Raw genomic sequence first — 16,610 nt, 5'->3', positions numbered from 1 at the left:
CTGGGGTGCGGGTGCGTCGGTGGGCGGGACGGGTCGGGACGGCCCCGGTTCAGCCGCCGGCGCCCTGATCCACCGTCACGTTCCCGAAGGGGAGCAGCGGCTCGGCCCACGGGAACACGTACTGGAACAGGACGAAGACCACCCCGAGGACCAGCAGCAGCGCGATCAGCGCACGAACCGGCGCGGGGCCCGGGAGATGCCGCCAGATCCAGCCGTACATGGTGCTCCTCGGTGTTTCGGGTCGGCACAAGCGTAGACGCCCGCCCGCCCGGCCCAGGAGGGTATCCGCGCAACGGAACGCGTACGGCGGCCTACTGGGCGGACGCGGCCCGCAGGTCGGTCGATCCGGCGTAGCCTGGCAGGCTCAACTCGCCGTTCTCCTGGACCTTCCAGCCCAGCCCGTAGGCGGCGACGTAGCCCAGGTAGTTGCGGATCGTCGGGTCGGCGTCCACCGCGGAGCGCAGCGCGTCGGTCTTCCCGACCGCGCGGATCACGTACGGCGGCGAGTAGACCCGGCCCTGCAGCAGCAGGGTGTTGCCGACGCAGCGCACCGCGCTGGTGGAGATCAGCCGCTGGTCCATCACCTGGACGCCCTCCGCGCCGCCCCGCCACAGGGCGTTCACCACGGCCTGGATGTCCTGCTGGTGGATCACCAGGTCGTTCACCCCGGGCTCGGGGACGCCGGGGATCTTCGCGGTGGCGTTCGGCGGGGCGTCGTCCAGCGTGACGGTCAGCCCGGGGCCGTGCAGCGGGTCCAGTCCGGCGGCCTGCTGCAGCGCGGCCAGCCGGGCCGCGTCGTCCGGGCTCTGCCCCTGCTGCCGGGCCAGCCGGTCGGCGCGCGCCTGGTCCTCGGCGACCTGCGCCTCCAGCTGCTGGTTCTGGGTGGAGCGCTGCTGTATGACGTCGCTCAGCTTGAGCAGCGAGTTGTCGGTGCGCAGGTCGGTCCCGCGGGCGGTCTCCGCGCTGACGTAGAAGAGCAGACCGGCGAGTGCGAAGACGGTGCAGGTCAGGGCACGTCCGACAATTCGCCCGCGGCGGGGGCGCGGAGCCGGGGAGGCGGAAGAAATCGTGGAATCAGGCACCGTACCCTTATCTCCTTCAGACCCGGCGAGCCACTACGCTAACGGACGCCGGTGGCATGTGCGGAGATCCGACCGTACCGACCGGCCCCATTTGCCGCCCGCCCCCCGCTGACCACCTGCGCGGTCCCAGCGCATCGACAGGAGAGCCCCTCGTGCCGAAGTCTCGACTCCGCAAGAAGGCCGATTACACGCCGCCGAGCACCGCGACGGCCGTGAAGATCAGTTCCGGCCGGAGCTGGGTGGCACCGCTGATGCTGGTGTTCTTCCTGGTCGGCCTGGTCTGGATCGTCACCTACTACGTGACCAGCGGCGACTGGCCGATCCAGAGCTGGGGCAACTGGAACATCCTGGCCGGCTTCGGCTTCATCGCCGCGGGCTTCGGCGTCTCCACCCAGTGGAAGTGAGGCCGGCGCCGCCCACCGGGCGGCTCCCGGCCTGACCCGCGACTCCGCACCGCTCCGGCCACCGTGCCGGGGCGGTGTTCGGCATGCCCGGGGCCACCCGCGCAGCTCGGCCCGAACGTTTATCCACAGGGTTGTCCACACTGGGGAAAACTCTGCCCCGCCTGTGGATAACTTGCAACGGAGCAGGATAACGCGCGTAGAGCGGGGAAATCCAATCGCCCTCGGCCCCGCCCTGTCCACCGGCTGTGGACAACCGCGCACCCGTCCTGTGGACCGCCGACCAGCATCCCGCCCGACGCCCGGTCAGAAGGGCAGGCGCGCCGTCCCGACCAGCACCATCGCCAGGCAGGCCGCCAGCACCCCGGCCAGCGTCAACCCCTGCACCAGGTTCCGGTGCGCCCGTGGGGCGTACATCATGCCCGCGCCGATGACGAGGCCCGCCACCAGTCCGCCGACGTGCGCCCGCCAGTCGATGATGTCGTGCAGCGAGAAGGTGATCACCAGGTTGGCCACCAGCAGCGCGATCACCGGCTGCATCGGCGTCCTGGTCACCCGGAACAGCACCGCGGTGGCGCCCAGCAGCCCGTAGATCGCTCCGGACGCGCCGACCGAGTTGAGGTTCGCACCCGCCACCAGGTAGGCCAGCGCGTTGCCGGCCAGCCCGGACACCAGGTACAGCCCCAGGAACCGCAGCCGGCCCAGCACCCGCTCCAACTGTGGCCCGAGCACCCAGAGCGAGAACATGTTCATCGCGACGTGCAGCAGCCCGCCGTGCACGAACATCGCGGACACCAGCCGGTACCACTCCTCCGGCCCGGCGGCCACGCCCAACCGGAACCCGGGCGCCGGGACGTAGCTCCACAGCACCAGGCGACCGGCCTGCGCCCGGTCCGCGACGTACGCGGTGAACAGGAACATCAGCAGGTTGATGCCGATCAGCACCTTGGTGACCAGCGCCCCGCTGCCCAGCGCCAGCACCCCGCCGAACGTGGTCCGCGGCTGCGACCGCTGCTGCTGAGCGGCCCGGCCGTGCACGCACTCGGGGCACTGGAAGCCGACCGCGGCGGGCACCATGCACTCCGGGCAGACCGGCCGCCCGCACCTGGTGCAGGTCACGCCCGTCTCCCGCTCGGGGTGCCGGTAGCACCGCGGCAGCCCGCTCTCCTGCCCCTGGCCGTCCGTCGGCAACGGCCGCACGGGCTCCTCCGGATGCATCGCCGCAGTCCCTCCTCGACAGCACGGTCCCGGCGCCGCCTCCGTGCGTACGGGGCACCACCGGGACCGTCCAGGCTACTGCGCACCCGGGGTGCGCGGGGCCGCCCCGGAGGGCGGCGGGGTTCGAATCAGCCGCGCGAGACGACGACCGACTCGATCACCACGTCGTTGACCGGGCGGTCGTACGGCTTGGTGGTGGCGGTGGTGGCGATCTCGTCGACCACCTTCTGGCTGGCCGCGTCCACGACCTCGCCGAAGATGCTGTGCTTGCGGTTCAGCCAGCTGGTCGGGGCGACCGTGATGAAGAACTGCGAGCCGTTGGTGCCCGGGCCGGCGTTGGCCATGGCCAGCAGGTAGGGGCGGTCGAAGGAGAGGTCCGGGTGGAACTCGTCGCCGAACTTGTAGCCCGGGCCGCCGGTGCCGTTGCCCAGCGGGTCGCCGCCCTGGATCATGAAGCCCTCGATGACGCGGTGGAACACGGTGCCGTCGTACAGCGGCTTCGCGGCCACCTCGCCGGTCTCCGGGTTCTTCCACTCGCGGGTGCCCTCGGCCAGCTCCACGAAGTTGGCCACCGTCTTCGGGGCGTGGTTCGGGAAGAGCTTGACCACGATGTCGCCGCGGTTGGTCTTCAGGGTGGCGGTGAGTTCCTGGGCCACGGGAGTACCTTCCTCATCTTTTAGCTGACTATCCGAGGAATCATCCCATGGGCCCCGCAGACGGCTCAGTCGAAGGTGCTCACCGGCCGAGTGGGATGCATGATCTCCTATCAGGTGGAAAAGTGCAGACCGGACAACACCGGACACCCGCCGAGAAGGAGAAGCCCGTGAGCCGTACGGACACCGCGCGCGAGACCGCCGGACGGGCGAAGGACGCGGTCGCGCCCTACGCCGTCTCCGCCAAGGAGACCGCCCTGCACTACGCCGAGGGCGCCAAGCAGACGCTCGGCCCCAAGCTGGAGGCGCTCGGCCCGAAGGCCGCGGCCGCCGGCGCCCAGGCCAGGGCGGGAGCCGGACAGGCCGCGCAGGCCGCCCGGGTGCAGTACGTCAAGCACCTCGCCCCGCACCTGGAGCACGCCTTCTTCAGCCTCCCCCCGGAGACCCAGAAGGCCGCCCTGAAGGCCGTCCACCGGGCCCAGGAGGCCGCGCTCGCCGCGAAGCTCTCGGCCGGGCAGGCGGCCGGTCAGGCCCGCACCACGGTGGTGCCCAAGGTCGCCGAGACCTTCCAGGCCGCCCGGGACACCGTCACCCCGCTGGCCCAGGAGGCGCAGACCCGCGGCGCGGCGGCGATCACCGCGCTGCACGGCAACGTCAGCGCCGCCGAGATCAGCGGACTGGCCGCCAAGAACGCCAAGAAGCAGAACCGCAACGGCTGGGCCACCGGCCTCGCGGTGGCCGGCACGCTCGCCGTCGGCACCGGCGTGCTGGCCTGGCAGTGGTACCGGAAGCAGAACAACCCCGAGTGGCTGACCGAGCCCCCGGCTCCGGTCGCCGCGCCGCCCGCCGCCGACGCCTCCCCCACGCCCGGCACCGCCACCGGCGCCCCGGTCGGCGGCGCCGTCCTCAACGGCTCCGTCCCGCACGAGGATCCGGACACCGCGCCAGCCGCCAAGCCCGCCCCGCCGCAGGCCGCCGACGCCGAGGACGACCGGCCCAAGCCGCACGACCCGCGCAAGCCGCACTGAGCCCCGCCGCCCGCGGACACGCGAACGGCCCCCGACCTGGAAACCAGGTCGGGGGCCGTTCGGCGACTGTGGAGCCTAGGGGAGTCGAACCCCTGACATCTGCCATGCAAAGACAGCGCTCTACCAACTGAGCTAAGGCCCCGAGCAACGGGGACTAGCGTACCCGTTCCCGGGCAGCGGCCCACGCGGGTTTCGGACCGGCCGCGGCCCGTGCTCCGCAGGCCGGCCCGAGGAAGACTTCGTCCGACGGCTCAGCGGCCGGCGGGGACCGGGTCGGTCGCCTCGGTCCACAGGTCCTGCTCGGCGCGGTCCGCCTGGACCTGACGGTAGACAAAGAAGCCGCCGAGGGCGACCAGGGCGACCAGGAGGAGCTTCTTCACCGCGGGACCTCGTCCTTCTTGATTGCTTGGATGGGGGAGCACGCACCAGCGGTCAGGCTGAGGACCGCCCTGCGGCCGATGATACACACCGGTAACCCGTTCAAGAGCGGCCCCCGCCACCGCCAACCGGCCGATCCGCAGCCATCTTTGACGCTCCCCCACCAGTACGCTCGTCGGACTGCCGCCCCGCCGCGCGGATCACCGCGACCCCGCCCTCCAGGTTCACCCGGGAACGCGGCGGAGCCCCCTCGCCCTCCTCGTCCCGGAGCATCAGCGTGGTCTTCCGCTGCTCCAGCTCGGCCTGCTTCCCGGCCGCGAACTGGGCGTGCAGCTGCTCGAACCCGGTCGACGAGATCTGACCCTCCCGCCCCGTCCCGCGCCACGGGATCCACCGGCTCCGCCGTGCCCGCAGCGCGACCTGGTCCACGAACGCCAGCACCGCCAGCGCGCACACCAGACCGGGCAGGCTCATCGCCCAGAAATACCCCATGCCGCCCACAACGCGCCCGGGCGCGCCGCCGTTCCCCCGCACGGCGGCGCGCCCGACCGCCCACGCCGGACTAGCCCCGGCGGCGGCGCCGCCCGCGCAGGTGCGCGACGTCCCGCCGGATCGCCCGCACGCCCTCGCCCAGGCCGTCCAGGCGGGCCTCCTGACGGGAGATCCGCTCACCGATCGCGGCGATCAGCACGCCCTGGGCGTCCAGCCGCCGCTCGATCACCCCGACCGACACCGCCAACCCCGACACCACCGCCGGCAGGTCCTCCGCCGGGAACGAGTACTCAACCTCCTCCTCCCCGTCCACCCACGGCAACTCCGGCTCGTACGGGTCCAGCCCGTCGATCCGCCGCCGCCACGCCTCGACTGCCGGATCCCGCCGCCCGGCCTCGTACTCGTCCCACCTCAACTCGCTCCACCGCTTCCACGGCCGGGCCCGGTACGGGTGCACCACCGGCGGCTCCACCACCGGGTGGGCCGCCGCCTCCACGATGTCCAGCAACCGGGCCCTGACCCGCCGGGCCACCTCGCTGTCCCGCAGCAGCATCGCGACGTTCAACACGGCCCGCCGCGAGTACAGCGCGACCCCGTTCCCACCCCCCTGCGAGCGGCTGACCTGCCAGAAGTACTTTGTGTAACTCTGGTTCTCGGGGTTATCCACAGGCTGCGGGGTCAGGGCGGCCGCGGCGGAGTCGTCCACAGGCTTGACGACGGTGTATCCGTTGCTCCTCAGCTCCTCGCGGTGCCGACGGACCACCGCGCGGATGATGTTCTCGCCGACGTCGAAGTAGTCGGCGACCATCCGCGTGGTGACATGCAGCCCGTCGGGCAGCGGGACGAGGGCCTTGACCTCGTCGAGGACTTCGGTGCGCTCGCACAGGCCGCTTCGGAGCGTCCTGGATTCGAGCAGCGCGGCTTCCATGGACATGGGTGTGCCTCACAGGGTGAATGACGACATGACGTGGGAACCGCCCGGTCACCCGGGGCGGGCGGGGCCGGTCATCCGCCGGCCGGAGCAGAGGTCGCGCTACGTCCCACGTCACCCAATGACCGGGTCTGTCGCCCGGCTATCCCCGACTTCACATCAGTTTCGAGTCAGCTCACCCTGTGTTGCCTCTGCGCACCCGGCCCAACGAGCGGGGCGGGACGGGGTTACGGGGGGCGGAGAACGTCGAAGGCCCCGATCACCAGAGGTGATCGGGGCCTTCGCGCCGGTGGGCCTAACAGGACTTGAACCTGTGGCCTCTTCCTTATCAGGGAAGCGCTCTAACCGTCTGAGCTATAGGCCCTTGCCGCACTGAAAGATTAGCGGACCGACGGCCGATCTCCCAAATCCGTATCCAGGGCCCCCACCGGACGGTCCTGCTCAGCGGCCTCGGCGAGCCACTGGGCGCGGGTGGCGGGGAGGCCGGAGGCGCCGGCCGGGGTGGGCCGGACGGCGAGGACCTGGTTGATGCCGATGTGGTTCTGCTCGAAGGCGACGGCGGAGGCGGCCATGTAGAGCCGCCAGACCCGGGCCCGGCCACGGCCGGCCAGCGCGGTGGCCTCCGGCCAGTGGGCTTCGAGGTTGGCGACCCATTCGCGGAGGGTCCGGCCGTAGTGCTCGCGGAGGGCCTCGACGTCGCGGACCTCGAAGCCGGCCTCCTCCAGGCGGGAGACGGTGGTGCCGACGGGGGAGAGCTCCCCGTCGGGGAAGACGTAGCGGTCGATGAAGGGCGAGAGCCGGTACGCCTCGCCGGGCGGGAGCGGACGGCGGGCGATCTGGTGGTTGAGCAGGCGGCCGCCGGGGGCCAGCAGGTCGTACAGGTGGCGGGCGTAGACGAGGTACTGGTCGGAGCCGACGTGTTCGGCCATGCCGACGCTGGAGATGGCGTCGAAGGGGCCGTCGGGGACTTCGCGGTAGTCCTGGAGCCGGATCTCGATCCGGTCGGCGAGACCGGCCGCGGCGACGCGCTCACGGGCGAGCGCGACCTGCTCGGTGGAGATCGAGACGCCGACGGCCCGGACGCCGTAGTGGCGGGCGGCGTGCAGGACGAGCGAGCCCCAGCCGCAGCCGACGTCCAGCAGGCGCATGCCGGGCCGCAGGCCGAGCTTGCGGCAGATCAGGTCGAGCTTGGCGGTCTGGGCGTCCTCCAGGCTCTTCGCGTCGGCCGTCCAGTAGGCGCAGGAGTAGATCATGGTCGGGCCGAGGACCAGCCGGTAGAAGTCGTTGCCGACGTCGTAGTGGTGGCTGATCGCGGCCCGGTCGCGGCGACGGCTGTGCAGGCGGCCGCGGCGGTGCCGGACCTCCTCGGGCGGGGGAGCGGGCCGCGGACCGATCGCGCCGTTGCGCAGGGCGGCGGCCAGCACCCGGCGGCCGGGGGCGCCCAGGTACTGGCGGGGGCCGGCCCGCAGCTCCTGGGCCTCGGGGTCCTCGGCGAACGCGGTGACGGCGGCCAGCACCTCGTACAGGTCGCTGCCGGGGTCGATCTCGAGGTCGCCGGCGACGTAGGCGCGGGCCAGGCCGAGTTCGCCGGGGGCCCAGAGCAGCCGGCGCAGGGCGCGGCGGTTGCGCAGCACGACGGCGGGGGCGTCGGGCGGGCCGGCCTGGGAGCCGTCCCAGGTGCGTACTCGCAGGGGGACCCGACGGCCGATCAGGCCCTCCAGTGCTCCGACCAGTTGCTGTGCGTTCTCCGCCACCACGGACCTCCGACCAGCCGTACCCGTCCGGACCGCCCGGTGGCCGCTGCGCCGCGGCCGGACGGCCCCGTACCCGTCTCCCCGGCCTCCATTTGCCCACGGCCGGCGGGGCGGTCCGGCCCGGCGCGCCGCCCGGTCACCCGATTGCCCCGGGGACGGCAACGGGCCCCGGAGGCTTCAACAGCCTCCGGGGCCCGGGGAATTCCGCGAAACTGACGCGAGGTCAGTCCTCTTCGGCGAGGGTCAGCTCGATGCCGCCGGTGAAGCCGGCCGCCGAGTTGTAGATGAACGCGGCCAGGGTGGCCAGGGCGGTCATCAGGACCACGTCGACCACCGCGATCAGGGTGGTGAACAGCATGACCTTGCCGAACCCGATGTAATCCATCAGGTTGAACGCGCCGGCGCTGTCGCTGCCCGTGACGTCCTTGAAGGTGCTGCTCAGCGAGTCGAAGACGCCGAGGCCGTCCAGGGTCATCCAGAGCACGGCGGAGGCCACGATGATGATCACGCCGATGGCCAGCGAGAGCAGGAAGCTGACCTTCATCACCGACCACGGGTCGGCCTTGACCACCCGGAGCCGGGCCTTGCGGGTCCGGCCGCCGCCGCCGCTGCCGCCGGCCGGACCGGGGCCGCCGCCGGGGCGGCGGGACTGGCCGCCCTGGCCGCCCTGCCCGGGGGTGCCGCCGCCGGTGCGGGTGCCGCGCGGGGGCGTCGGCTGGCCCTTGGCGTACGTGGTGGGGCTGGAGAAGCCGCCGCCGGCCGTGGGCGGGGCGCTCGGCGGCGGGGGCGGGGTCTGGCCGCCGTAGCTCTGCTGCGCCCCGGTCTGACCGACCGGGGGCATCACCGAGGTGGAAGAGGCGGGGTGCTCGGCGGGGCGCTGGGGCGCACCGTACGGTGTTCCGCCCGTTCCGCCCGACAGCCCGCCCGTGGCACCTCCAGCACCCGTGGCTCCGCTCACCGTGGTCCTCCCGAACCTTCCGCCAGGCCGGTCGCACCGCCCTGGACCGTGTTGTGCTCGTCTTCCGCCGCCGGCCCGGGTGGCCCGCGGTCAGCCCGTGGTGCCCGGTCCGCTGCGGCGGGCCGGGCACCACGGGGTCGGCTTCGGTGCGTCAGCCCTGGTCGGGCGCGCCGTCCGCCTCTTGCTCGGTGGCGGCCGCGGACTCCGTCGCCTCGACGTCGTCCACGCCCTCCTCCTCGTAGGCCTCCGCGTTGCGGGCCATGCCCACCACCGCGTCGCGCTTTCCGAGGTTGATCAGTTGGACGCCCATGGTGTCACGTCCGGTTTCACGCACTTCGGAAACCCTGGTCCGGATCACGCCGCCGGAGAGCGTGATGGCCATGATCTCGTCGGTCTCCTCGACCACCAGGGCTCCGACCAGCGAGCCCCGGCCCTCGACGATCTTCGCCGCCTTGATACCGAAACCGCCACGTCCCTGGACACGGTACTCGTCAACCGTGGTCCGCTTGGCGTAACCGCCGTCGGTGGCGGTGAACACGTAGGTGCCGGGACGGACCACGTTCATCGAGAGCAGTTCGTCGTCCTCGCGGAACGCCATGCCCTTCACGCCGGAGGTGGCCCGGCTCATCGGGCGGAGCGCCTCGTCGGTGGCCTTGAAGCGGATCGACTGGGCCTTCTTGGAGATCAGCAGCAGGTCGTCGTCGGCGGAGACCAGCTCGGCGCCGATCAGCTCGTCGTCCCGGCCCTCCTCGTCCTGGCGCAGGTTGATGGCGATCAGGCCGCCGGAGCGCGGGGAGTCGTAGTCCTTGAGCGGGGTCTTCTTGACCAGGCCGCCGCGGGTGGCGAGGACCAGGTACGGCTTGTCCTCGTAGGTGCGCACCGCCATCACCTGGGTGATGTGCTCCTCCGGCTGGAAGGCCAGCAGGTTGGCGACGTGCTGGCCGCGGGCGTCGCGCCCGGCGTCGGGCAGCTCGTAGCCCTTGGCGCGGTAGACCCGGCCCTTGTTGGTGAAGAAGAGGATCCAGTTGTGGGTGGTGGTCACGAAGAAGTGGTCGACGATGTCGTCCTGCTTCAGCTGCGCGCCGCGCACGCCCTTGCCGCCGCGCTTCTGCGAGCGGTACAGGTCGGAGCGGGTGCGCTTGACGTAGCCGCCGCGGGTGATGGTGACGACGATGTCCTCCTCGGCGATGAGGTCCTCGATCGAGAGGTCGCCGTCGGAGGGGATCAGGGTGGAGCGCCGCTCGTCGCCGTACTTCTCGACGATCGCGGTGAGCTCCTCGGAGACGATCTCGCGCTGCCTGGAGGGCGAGGCGAGGATCGCGTTGTACTCGTTGATCTTGGCCTGGAGCTCGTCGTGCTCGCTGAGGATGCGGGCGCTCTCCAGGGCGGCGAGCCGGCGCAGCTGCATCTCGAGGATGGCGTTGGCCTGCAGCTCGTCGATGTCGAGCAGCTGCATCAGGCCGCTGCGGGCGGCGTCGGCGCTCTCCGAGGCGCGGATCAGCGCGATCACGGCGTCGATCTGGTCGAGGGCCTTGAGCAGCGCGCGCAGGATGTGGGCGCGCTCCTCGGCCTTGCGCAGCCGGAACGTGGTCCGGCGGACGATGACCTCGATCTGGTGGGCGACCCAGTGCCGGATGAAGGCGTCCAGCGAGAGGGTGCGCGGCACGCCGTCGACCAGGGCCAGCATGTTGGCGCCGAAGTTGGTCTGCAGGTCGGTGTGCTTGTACAGGTTGTTGAGCACGACCTTGGCGACGGCGTCGCGCTTGAGCACGATGACCAGGCGCTGGCCGGTGCGCGAGGAGGACTCGTCGCGGACGTCGGCGATGCCGGCGATCCGGCCGTCCTTGACCAGGTCGGCGATCTTCAGCGCGAGGTTGTCCGGGTTGACCTGGTAGGGCAGCTCGGTGATCACCAGGCACTGGCGGCCCTGGATCTCCTCGACCTCGACCACCGCGCGCATGGTGATCGAGCCGCGGCCGGTGCGGTACGCGTCCTCGATGCCGCGGCGGCCGACGATCAGCGCGCCGGTCGGGAAGTCGGGGGCCTTGATCCGCTCGATCAGGGCTTCCAGCAGCTCCTCGTTGGAGGCCTCGGGGTGCTCCAGCGCCCAGAGCGCGCCGGAGGCGACCTCGCGCAGGTTGTGCGGCGGGATGTTGGTGGCCATGCCGACCGCGATGCCGGTGGCGCCGTTGATCAGCAGGTTGGGGATGCGGGCGGGGAGGACGGTCGGCTCCTGCTGCCGGCCGTCGTAGTTGGCGGCGAAGTCGACGGTCTCCTCGTCGATGTCGCGCATCATCTCCATCGCCAGCGGCATCATCTTGCACTCGGTGTAGCGCATCGCCGCGGCCGGGTCGTTGCCCGGGGAGCCGAAGTTGCCGTTGCCGTCGACCAGCGGCATCCGCATCGACCAGGTCTGGGCGAGCCGGACCAGGGTGTCGTAGATCGAGGTGTCGCCGTGCGGGTGGTAGTTGCCCATCACGTCGCCGACCACGCGGGCGCACTTGTAGTAGCCCTTCTCGGGCCGGTAGCCGCCGTCGTACATCGCGTACAGCACGCGGCGGTGCACCGGCTTGAGGCCGTCGCGGACCTCGGGCAGGGCGCGCGAGACGATGACGCTCATCGCGTAGTCGAGGTAGGAGCGCTGCATCTCGGTCTCGAGCTCGATGAGCTCGACCCGGTTGCCGCTCTGGATGGGGGTGTTGCTGTCCTCGGGCTGCTCGCCGCCGTCCGGACGGTTGTCGTCGACCACTGGTGGTCAGTTTCCTTTCAACGATCCTGGGCGGACGTCAGACGTCCAGGAAGCGGACGTCCTTGGCGTTGCGCTGGATGAAGGAGCGGCGGGCCTCGACGTCCTCGCCCATCAGGACGGAGAACAGGTCGTCGGCCCGGGCGGCGTCCTCCAGGGTGACCTGGAGCAGCAGGCGGTGCGCGGTGTCCATGGTGGTGATGCGCAGCTCCTCGGCGTTCATCTCGCCGAGGCCCTTGAAGCGCTGGATGGCGTCGTCCTTGGGCAGTCGGCGGCCCGCCTCCACCCCGGCGGCGATCAGCGCGTCGCGCTCGCGGTCGGAGTAGGCGTACTCGAACTCGTCGCGGCCCCACTTGATCTTGTACAGCGGGGGCATCGCCAGGTAGACGTACCCGGCCTCGACCAGCGGGCGCATGAAGCGGAACAGCAGGGTCAGCAGCAGGGTGCGGATGTGCTGTCCGTCGACGTCGGCGTCGGCCATCAGCACGATCTTGTGGTACCGCAGCTTCTCGGCGTCGTAGTCCTCCTGGATGCCGCAGCCGAAGGCCGAGATCAGCGCCTGGACCTCGGTGTTCTGCAGCACCTTGTCGATCCGGGCCTTCTCGACGTTCAGGATCTTGCCGCGGATCGGGAGGATCGCCTGGGTGCGCGGGTCGCGGCCCTGCTTGGCGGAGCCGCCGGCCGAGTCGCCCTCGACGATGAAGATCTCGCACTCGGCCGGGTCCTTGGACTGGCAGTCCGAGAGCTTGCCGGGCAGCGAGGCGGACTCCAGCAGGCCCTTGCGCCGGGTCAGGTCGCGGGCCTTGCGGGCGGCGACCCGGGCGCTGGCGGCCTGGATGGACTTGCGGATGATGTCCGCGGCCTCGTTGGGGTTGCGGTCCAGCCAGTCGGCCAGGTGCTCGTTGACCACCTTCTGCACGAAGGTCTTGGCCTCGGTGTTGCCGAGCTTGTCCTTGGTCTGGCCCTCGAACTGCGGCTCGCCGAGCTTGACCGAGATGATCGCGGTCAGACCCTCGCGGATGTCCTCGCCGGAGAGGTTGTCGTCCTTCTCGCGGAGCAGCTTCTTGTCGCGCGCGTAGCGGTTCACCAGACCCGTGAGGGCGGAGCGGAAGCCCTCCTCGTGGGTGCCGCCGCCGTGGGTGTGGATGGTGTTCGCGAAGGAGTACACGCCCTCGGTGTAGGACGAGTTCCACTGCATCGCGATCTCGGCGGAGATCCGCTTGTCCTTGTCCTCCGCCTCGAAGTCGATCACCGAGGGGTGGATCACCTCGCCCTTGCGGGAGTTGAGGTGGGCGACGAAGTCCGCGATCCCGCCGTCGTACTTGTACGTGACGGCGAGCGGCTTGCCCTCCTCGTCGAGGTGCTCCGGGCGCTCGTCGGTCAGCGAGATGGTCAGGCCCTTGTTGAGGAAGGCCATCTCCTGGAAGCGGCGGGAGAGCGTCTCGAAGGAGTAGACGGTGGTCTCGAAGATGTCCGGGTCGGCCCAGAAGGTGACGCTGGTGCCGGTCTCCTCGGTGGCCTCGTGCTTGTCCAACGGGGCGGTCGGGACACCGGACTTGTACTCCTGCGTCCAGCGGGCGCCGTCGGTCAGGATCTCCACCGCGAGGCGGGTGGAGAGCGCGTTGACCACGGAGACGCCGACGCCGTGCAGACCACCGGAGACCGCGTAGCCGCCACCGCCGAACTTGCCGCCCGCGTGCAGCACGGTCAGCACGACCTCGACGGCGGGCTTGTCCTGGCCCGGCATGATGCCGACCGGGATGCCTCGGCCGTTGTCCACAACCCGCACGCCGCCGTCGGCCTGGATCGTCACGTCGATCGTGTCGGCGTGGCCCGCCAACGCCTCGTCGACCGAGTTGTCGACGATCTCGTACACGAGGTGGTGCAGGCCGCGCTCACCGGTCGAGCCGATGTACATGCCGGGGCGCTTGCGGACGGCGTCCAGGCCCTCCAGCACCTGGATCGCACTGGCGTCGTAGGCCTTGTTGTCGGACGGGTCAGGTGTCTGGCTGGGGTTGCCGGAATCGGCCACGAAGCGCCCTCTCTGGCACAGCGCGGGCCGCGCTCCTCCCCGGTGTTCCGGGCAGGTGTGCGACCACGGCGTTTCGACTCGGTTGCTGCACACAACGGTGTTTGCGCTTCAGTCTACCGGTACGACCGACAGTGAGGGGCGTTTGGCAGCCTCTGAGGGCAGATGTGCCGCCCTGAATCCCCTCTGGACGTGTCCCGATACTCGCCAGGGGGTCTCAGAGCGCCTGGACAGGCCGCCAGCGATTCCGGAGGCCGGTGCTCCGCTCGGCCCGGCTCAGCCCCAGGTGTCGCCCGGGCCCTTGCTCCCCGGCGCCCGCAACCGCCCGTAACCGCGGACCGGCGCATCGGGGCCCAGCACCTTGATCACCCGGACCGTGCCGTGGCCCAGCTCGTGATTCAGACGAGCCACCAACTGGCGCGCCAGCAGCCGAAGTTGGGTCGCCCACGCGGTGGAGTCGCACTGCACGGTGAGCACCGCCTCGGCCTCCGCGTACGACTTCGGCTCACAGTGCGCAGCGATGTCCGGGCCGACGATCTGCGACCAGCGGCCCATCACCCCGCCCACCGCGGCCGGCGCCTCCCAGCCGCGCTCGGTGATCAGCCGGTTCAGTGCGGCGCCCAGCGGCACCGGGTCGCGGCCGTCCGCGCGGGCGCCGCTGCGCAGTCCGGTCCGCTTCGCCTCCCGGCGCTCGCGCACCTGCTCGCCGCGCTGCCTCGCCTGCTCCTTGGCGGCGCGCAGCGCCACCCGGGCCAGGTCCACGCCCGAAAGCTCCGAGCCCTCCGCCATCACGCTCCATCCCCAGGCTGTGGACAACTCCACCGACGAGCCGCCCAGGGTACGTGGTTCCGCGGGTTCACGGGGTGAGCCGGGACACAGTGCCGTCCGCGACCCCGTACCGGGCGCCGCTCAGCGCCTTGGGCACGTCCTCGGCGACCGCGGCGGTGACCAGCACCTGCTCGCCGCCGGCCACCAGCTCGGCCAGCCGGTCCCGGCGACGGGCGTCCAGCTCGGCGAACACGTCGTCCAGGATCAGCACCGGCTCGCCGCCCTCGGCCCGGAGCAGCTCGTAGGAGGCCAGCCGGAGCGCCAGCGCGTAGGACCAGGACTCGCCGTGGCTGGCGTAGCCCTTGGCGGGGAGCGGGCCGAGCCGCAGCAGCAGCTCGTCGCGGTGCGGGCCGACCAGGGTCAGGCCGCGCTCGATCTCCTGCTTCCGGGTCGCCTGCAGGGCCTCCAGCAGCTGCTGCTCGGCCTGCTCGCGGCTGGTGGGCAGCTCGCCCTCGAAGGAGGAGCGGTACTCCAGCACGGTGTCTCCGGCGCCGGGGGCCAGCTGGCGGTAGGCCTCCGCCACCAACGGCTGCAGGGCGGCCACCAGTTGGATCCGAAAGGCGGTCAACTCCGCCCCGGTGCGCGCCAGATGGCCGTCCCAGACCTCCAGGGTGGTGAGGTCCGCGGACTTGCCGCCGCCGGCCCGGCGGGCCATCGCGGCGGTCTTCAGCAGCGCGTTGCGCTGCTTGAGCACCCGCTCGTAGTCGGACCGCACGCCGGCCAGCCGGGGGGCGCGGTAGGTCAGCAGCTCGTCCAGGAAGCGGCGGCGCTCGCCCGGGTCGCCCTTGACCAGCGAGAGGTCCTCGGGGGCGAACAGCACGGTGCGCAGCACGCCCAGCACGTCGCGCGGGCGGATGTTGTCGGAACGGTTCAGCCGGGCCCGGTTGGCCTTGCCGGGGGTCAGTTCCAGTTCCACCAGGGTGGTCCGGCCGCCCTGGGCGACCACGCTGGCCCGGATCACCGCCCGCTCGGCGCCGAGCCGGACCAGCGGCGCGTCGGTGGCCACCCGGTGGCTGCCCAGGGTGGCGACGTAGCCGATCGCCTCGACCAGGTTGGTCTTGCCCTGCCCGTTGGGTCCGACGAACGCGGTGACGCCCGGGTCGAGCGGAACCTCGACCCGGGCGTAGGAGCGGAAGTCGGCGAGCGACAGGTGCGCGACGTGCATGGCTGTGGACTGCGCTCGCCTTCTCGCTGGTGGGACTTACTTGGACTCGACCGCGTGGCCGCCGAACTGGTTGCGCAGCGCGGCGATCATCTTCATCTGCGGGGAGTCGTCCTGGCGCGAGGCGAACCGGGCGAACAGCGAGGCGGTGATCGCCGGCAGCGGCACCGCGTGGTCGATGGCGGCCTCGACCGTCCAGCGGCCCTCGCCGGAGTCGGCGGCCCAGCCCTTGAGCTTGGCCAGGTGCTCGTCGTCGTCCAGCGCCCGGACGGCCAGGTCGAGCAGCCAGGAGCGGATCACCGTGCCCTCCTGCCAGCTGCGGAACACCTCGCGCACGTCGGTGACCTCGGGGGCGGCCTCCAGCAGCTCCCAGCCCTCGGCGAAGGCCTGCATCATCGCGTACTCGATGCCGTTGTGGACCATCTTGGCGAAGTGGCCGGCGCCGACCTTGCCGGCGTGCACCGAGCCGAAGTCGCCCTCGGGCTTCAGCGCGTCGAAGATCGGCTGGACCTTCGCCACGTGGGCGGCCTCGCCGCCGTACATCAGCGCGTAGCCGTTCTCCAGGCCCCAGACGCCGCCGGAGACGCCGCAGTCGACGAAGCCGATGCCCTTGGCGGCGAGCAGCTCGGCGTGCTTGATGTCATCGGTCCAACGGGAGTTGCCGCCGTCCACCACCACGTCGCCGGGGGCGAGCAGCTCGGCCAGGTGCTCGACGGTCTCCTGGGTCGGGCCGCCTGCCGGGACCATCACCCACACCACGCGGGGGGCCTCCAGCTTGGTGACCAGCTGCTCGATGCTGTCGACGTCGGCGAGGTCCGGGTTGCGGTCGTAGCCGATGACGGTGTGGCCGGCGCGGCGGATGCGCTCGCGCATGTTGCCGCCCATCTTGCCGAGACCGATGAGGCCGAGCTCCATGACAAGTCCTTCACTGTGGTGTCGTGCCTGATGAC

At 71.5% G+C, this 16,610-nt stretch carries 16 protein-coding genes and 2 tRNA genes; 2 read left to right on the top strand and 16 right to left on the bottom strand.

What is annotated here, in order from left to right:
• Positions 1-49 precede the first annotated feature (49 nt).
• Both BX266_RS38690 and BX266_RS18250 read right to left on the bottom strand, forming a co-directional pair.
• Positions 50-220 (bottom strand): hypothetical protein, encoded by a 171-nt coding sequence (locus BX266_RS38690; protein WP_099901172.1) that lies wholly within the window; start codon positions 218-220, stop codon positions 50-52.
• Positions 221-311: 91 nt separating this feature from the next.
• The gene (locus tag BX266_RS18250; protein WP_180290526.1) at positions 312-1,082 is read right to left on the bottom strand and encodes a DUF881 domain-containing protein; all 771 of its coding nucleotides are present in this window, start codon (positions 1,080-1,082) and stop codon (positions 312-314) included.
• Between the two features lie 152 nt (positions 1,083-1,234).
• Here BX266_RS18250 and crgA point away from each other — a divergent pair, with 152 nt between their 5' ends.
• Positions 1,235-1,486 (top strand): cell division protein CrgA, encoded by a 252-nt coding sequence (crgA, locus tag BX266_RS18245; protein ID WP_099901170.1) that lies wholly within the window; start codon positions 1,235-1,237, stop codon positions 1,484-1,486.
• 303 nt (positions 1,487-1,789) lie between these two features.
• On the opposite strand, the gene BX266_RS18240 is transcribed toward crgA, so the two are convergent.
• Positions 1,790-2,701, bottom strand: coding sequence for a rhomboid family intramembrane serine protease (locus BX266_RS18240; protein ID WP_099901168.1), 912 nt, complete (start codon positions 2,699-2,701; stop codon positions 1,790-1,792).
• Positions 2,702-2,829: 128 nt separating this feature from the next.
• Positions 2,830-3,357 carry a peptidylprolyl isomerase gene (locus BX266_RS18235; RefSeq protein ID WP_099901166.1) on the bottom strand — a complete coding sequence of 176 codons (528 nt, stop codon included), beginning with the start codon at positions 3,355-3,357 and terminating at the stop codon, positions 2,830-2,832.
• A 167-nt stretch (positions 3,358-3,524) separates the two neighbouring features.
• Between BX266_RS18235 and BX266_RS18230 the strand changes: the two genes are divergently transcribed.
• Positions 3,525-4,382 carry a DUF5324 family protein gene (locus BX266_RS18230; RefSeq protein ID WP_099901164.1) on the top strand — a complete coding sequence of 286 codons (858 nt, stop codon included), beginning with the start codon at positions 3,525-3,527 and terminating at the stop codon, positions 4,380-4,382.
• Positions 4,383-4,451: 69 nt separating this feature from the next.
• Here the strand turns inward: BX266_RS18230 and BX266_RS18225 are convergent.
• The 12 genes from BX266_RS18225 to gnd form a co-directional block, all read right to left on the bottom strand.
• Positions 4,452-4,524, bottom strand: a tRNA-Ala gene (locus BX266_RS18225).
• 109 nt (positions 4,525-4,633) lie between these two features.
• A complete protein-coding gene (locus BX266_RS39305) occupies positions 4,634-4,762 on the bottom strand; it encodes a DLW-39 family protein (protein ID WP_014137031.1) in 129 nt (42 codons plus the stop codon).
• 100 nt (positions 4,763-4,862) lie between these two features.
• Entirely contained in the window at positions 4,863-5,234 is a 372-nt protein-coding gene (locus tag BX266_RS18220) for a DUF6191 domain-containing protein (protein WP_310794789.1), read from the bottom strand.
• 88 nt (positions 5,235-5,322) lie between these two features.
• A complete protein-coding gene (locus BX266_RS18215; protein WP_099901162.1) occupies positions 5,323-6,186 on the bottom strand; it encodes a hypothetical protein in 864 nt (287 codons plus the stop codon).
• 287 nt (positions 6,187-6,473) lie between these two features.
• Positions 6,474-6,547: transfer RNA gene (locus tag BX266_RS18210), tRNA-Ile, on the bottom strand.
• A gap of 16 nt (positions 6,548-6,563) precedes the next feature.
• Positions 6,564-7,937, bottom strand: coding sequence for a cyclopropane-fatty-acyl-phospholipid synthase family protein (locus BX266_RS18205; RefSeq protein ID WP_099901160.1), 1,374 nt, complete (start codon positions 7,935-7,937; stop codon positions 6,564-6,566).
• 223 nt (positions 7,938-8,160) lie between these two features.
• Positions 8,161-8,778, bottom strand: coding sequence for a DUF3566 domain-containing protein (locus BX266_RS18200; RefSeq protein WP_099901158.1), 618 nt, complete (start codon positions 8,776-8,778; stop codon positions 8,161-8,163).
• A 268-nt stretch (positions 8,779-9,046) separates the two neighbouring features.
• Positions 9,047-11,587 (bottom strand): DNA gyrase subunit A, encoded by a 2,541-nt coding sequence (gene gyrA, locus BX266_RS18195; RefSeq protein WP_310794837.1) that lies wholly within the window; start codon positions 11,585-11,587, stop codon positions 9,047-9,049.
• 94 nt (positions 11,588-11,681) lie between these two features.
• Positions 11,682-13,673 carry a DNA topoisomerase (ATP-hydrolyzing) subunit B gene (gyrB, locus tag BX266_RS18190; RefSeq protein WP_218969256.1) on the bottom strand — a complete coding sequence of 664 codons (1,992 nt, stop codon included), beginning with the start codon at positions 13,671-13,673 and terminating at the stop codon, positions 11,682-11,684.
• 273 nt (positions 13,674-13,946) lie between these two features.
• A complete protein-coding gene (locus BX266_RS18185; protein WP_099901154.1) occupies positions 13,947-14,459 on the bottom strand; it encodes a DUF721 domain-containing protein in 513 nt (170 codons plus the stop codon).
• Between the two features lie 67 nt (positions 14,460-14,526).
• Complete coding sequence (gene recF, locus BX266_RS18180; protein ID WP_099901153.1) at positions 14,527-15,663, bottom strand: DNA replication/repair protein RecF; 1,137 nt, start codon at positions 15,661-15,663, stop codon at positions 14,527-14,529.
• Between the two features lie 36 nt (positions 15,664-15,699).
• Positions 15,700-16,575, bottom strand: a complete 876-nt coding sequence (gene gnd, locus BX266_RS18175; protein WP_099901151.1) for a phosphogluconate dehydrogenase (NAD(+)-dependent, decarboxylating) — start codon at positions 16,573-16,575, stop codon at positions 15,700-15,702.
• Between the last annotated feature and the right edge of the window lie 35 nt (positions 16,576-16,610).

It is taken from the genome of Streptomyces sp. TLI_171 (assembly GCF_003610255.1).
Lineage (GTDB): Bacteria > Actinomycetota > Actinomycetes > Streptomycetales > Streptomycetaceae > Kitasatospora.
This window is presented reverse-complemented; position numbering and strand designations above follow the sequence as displayed.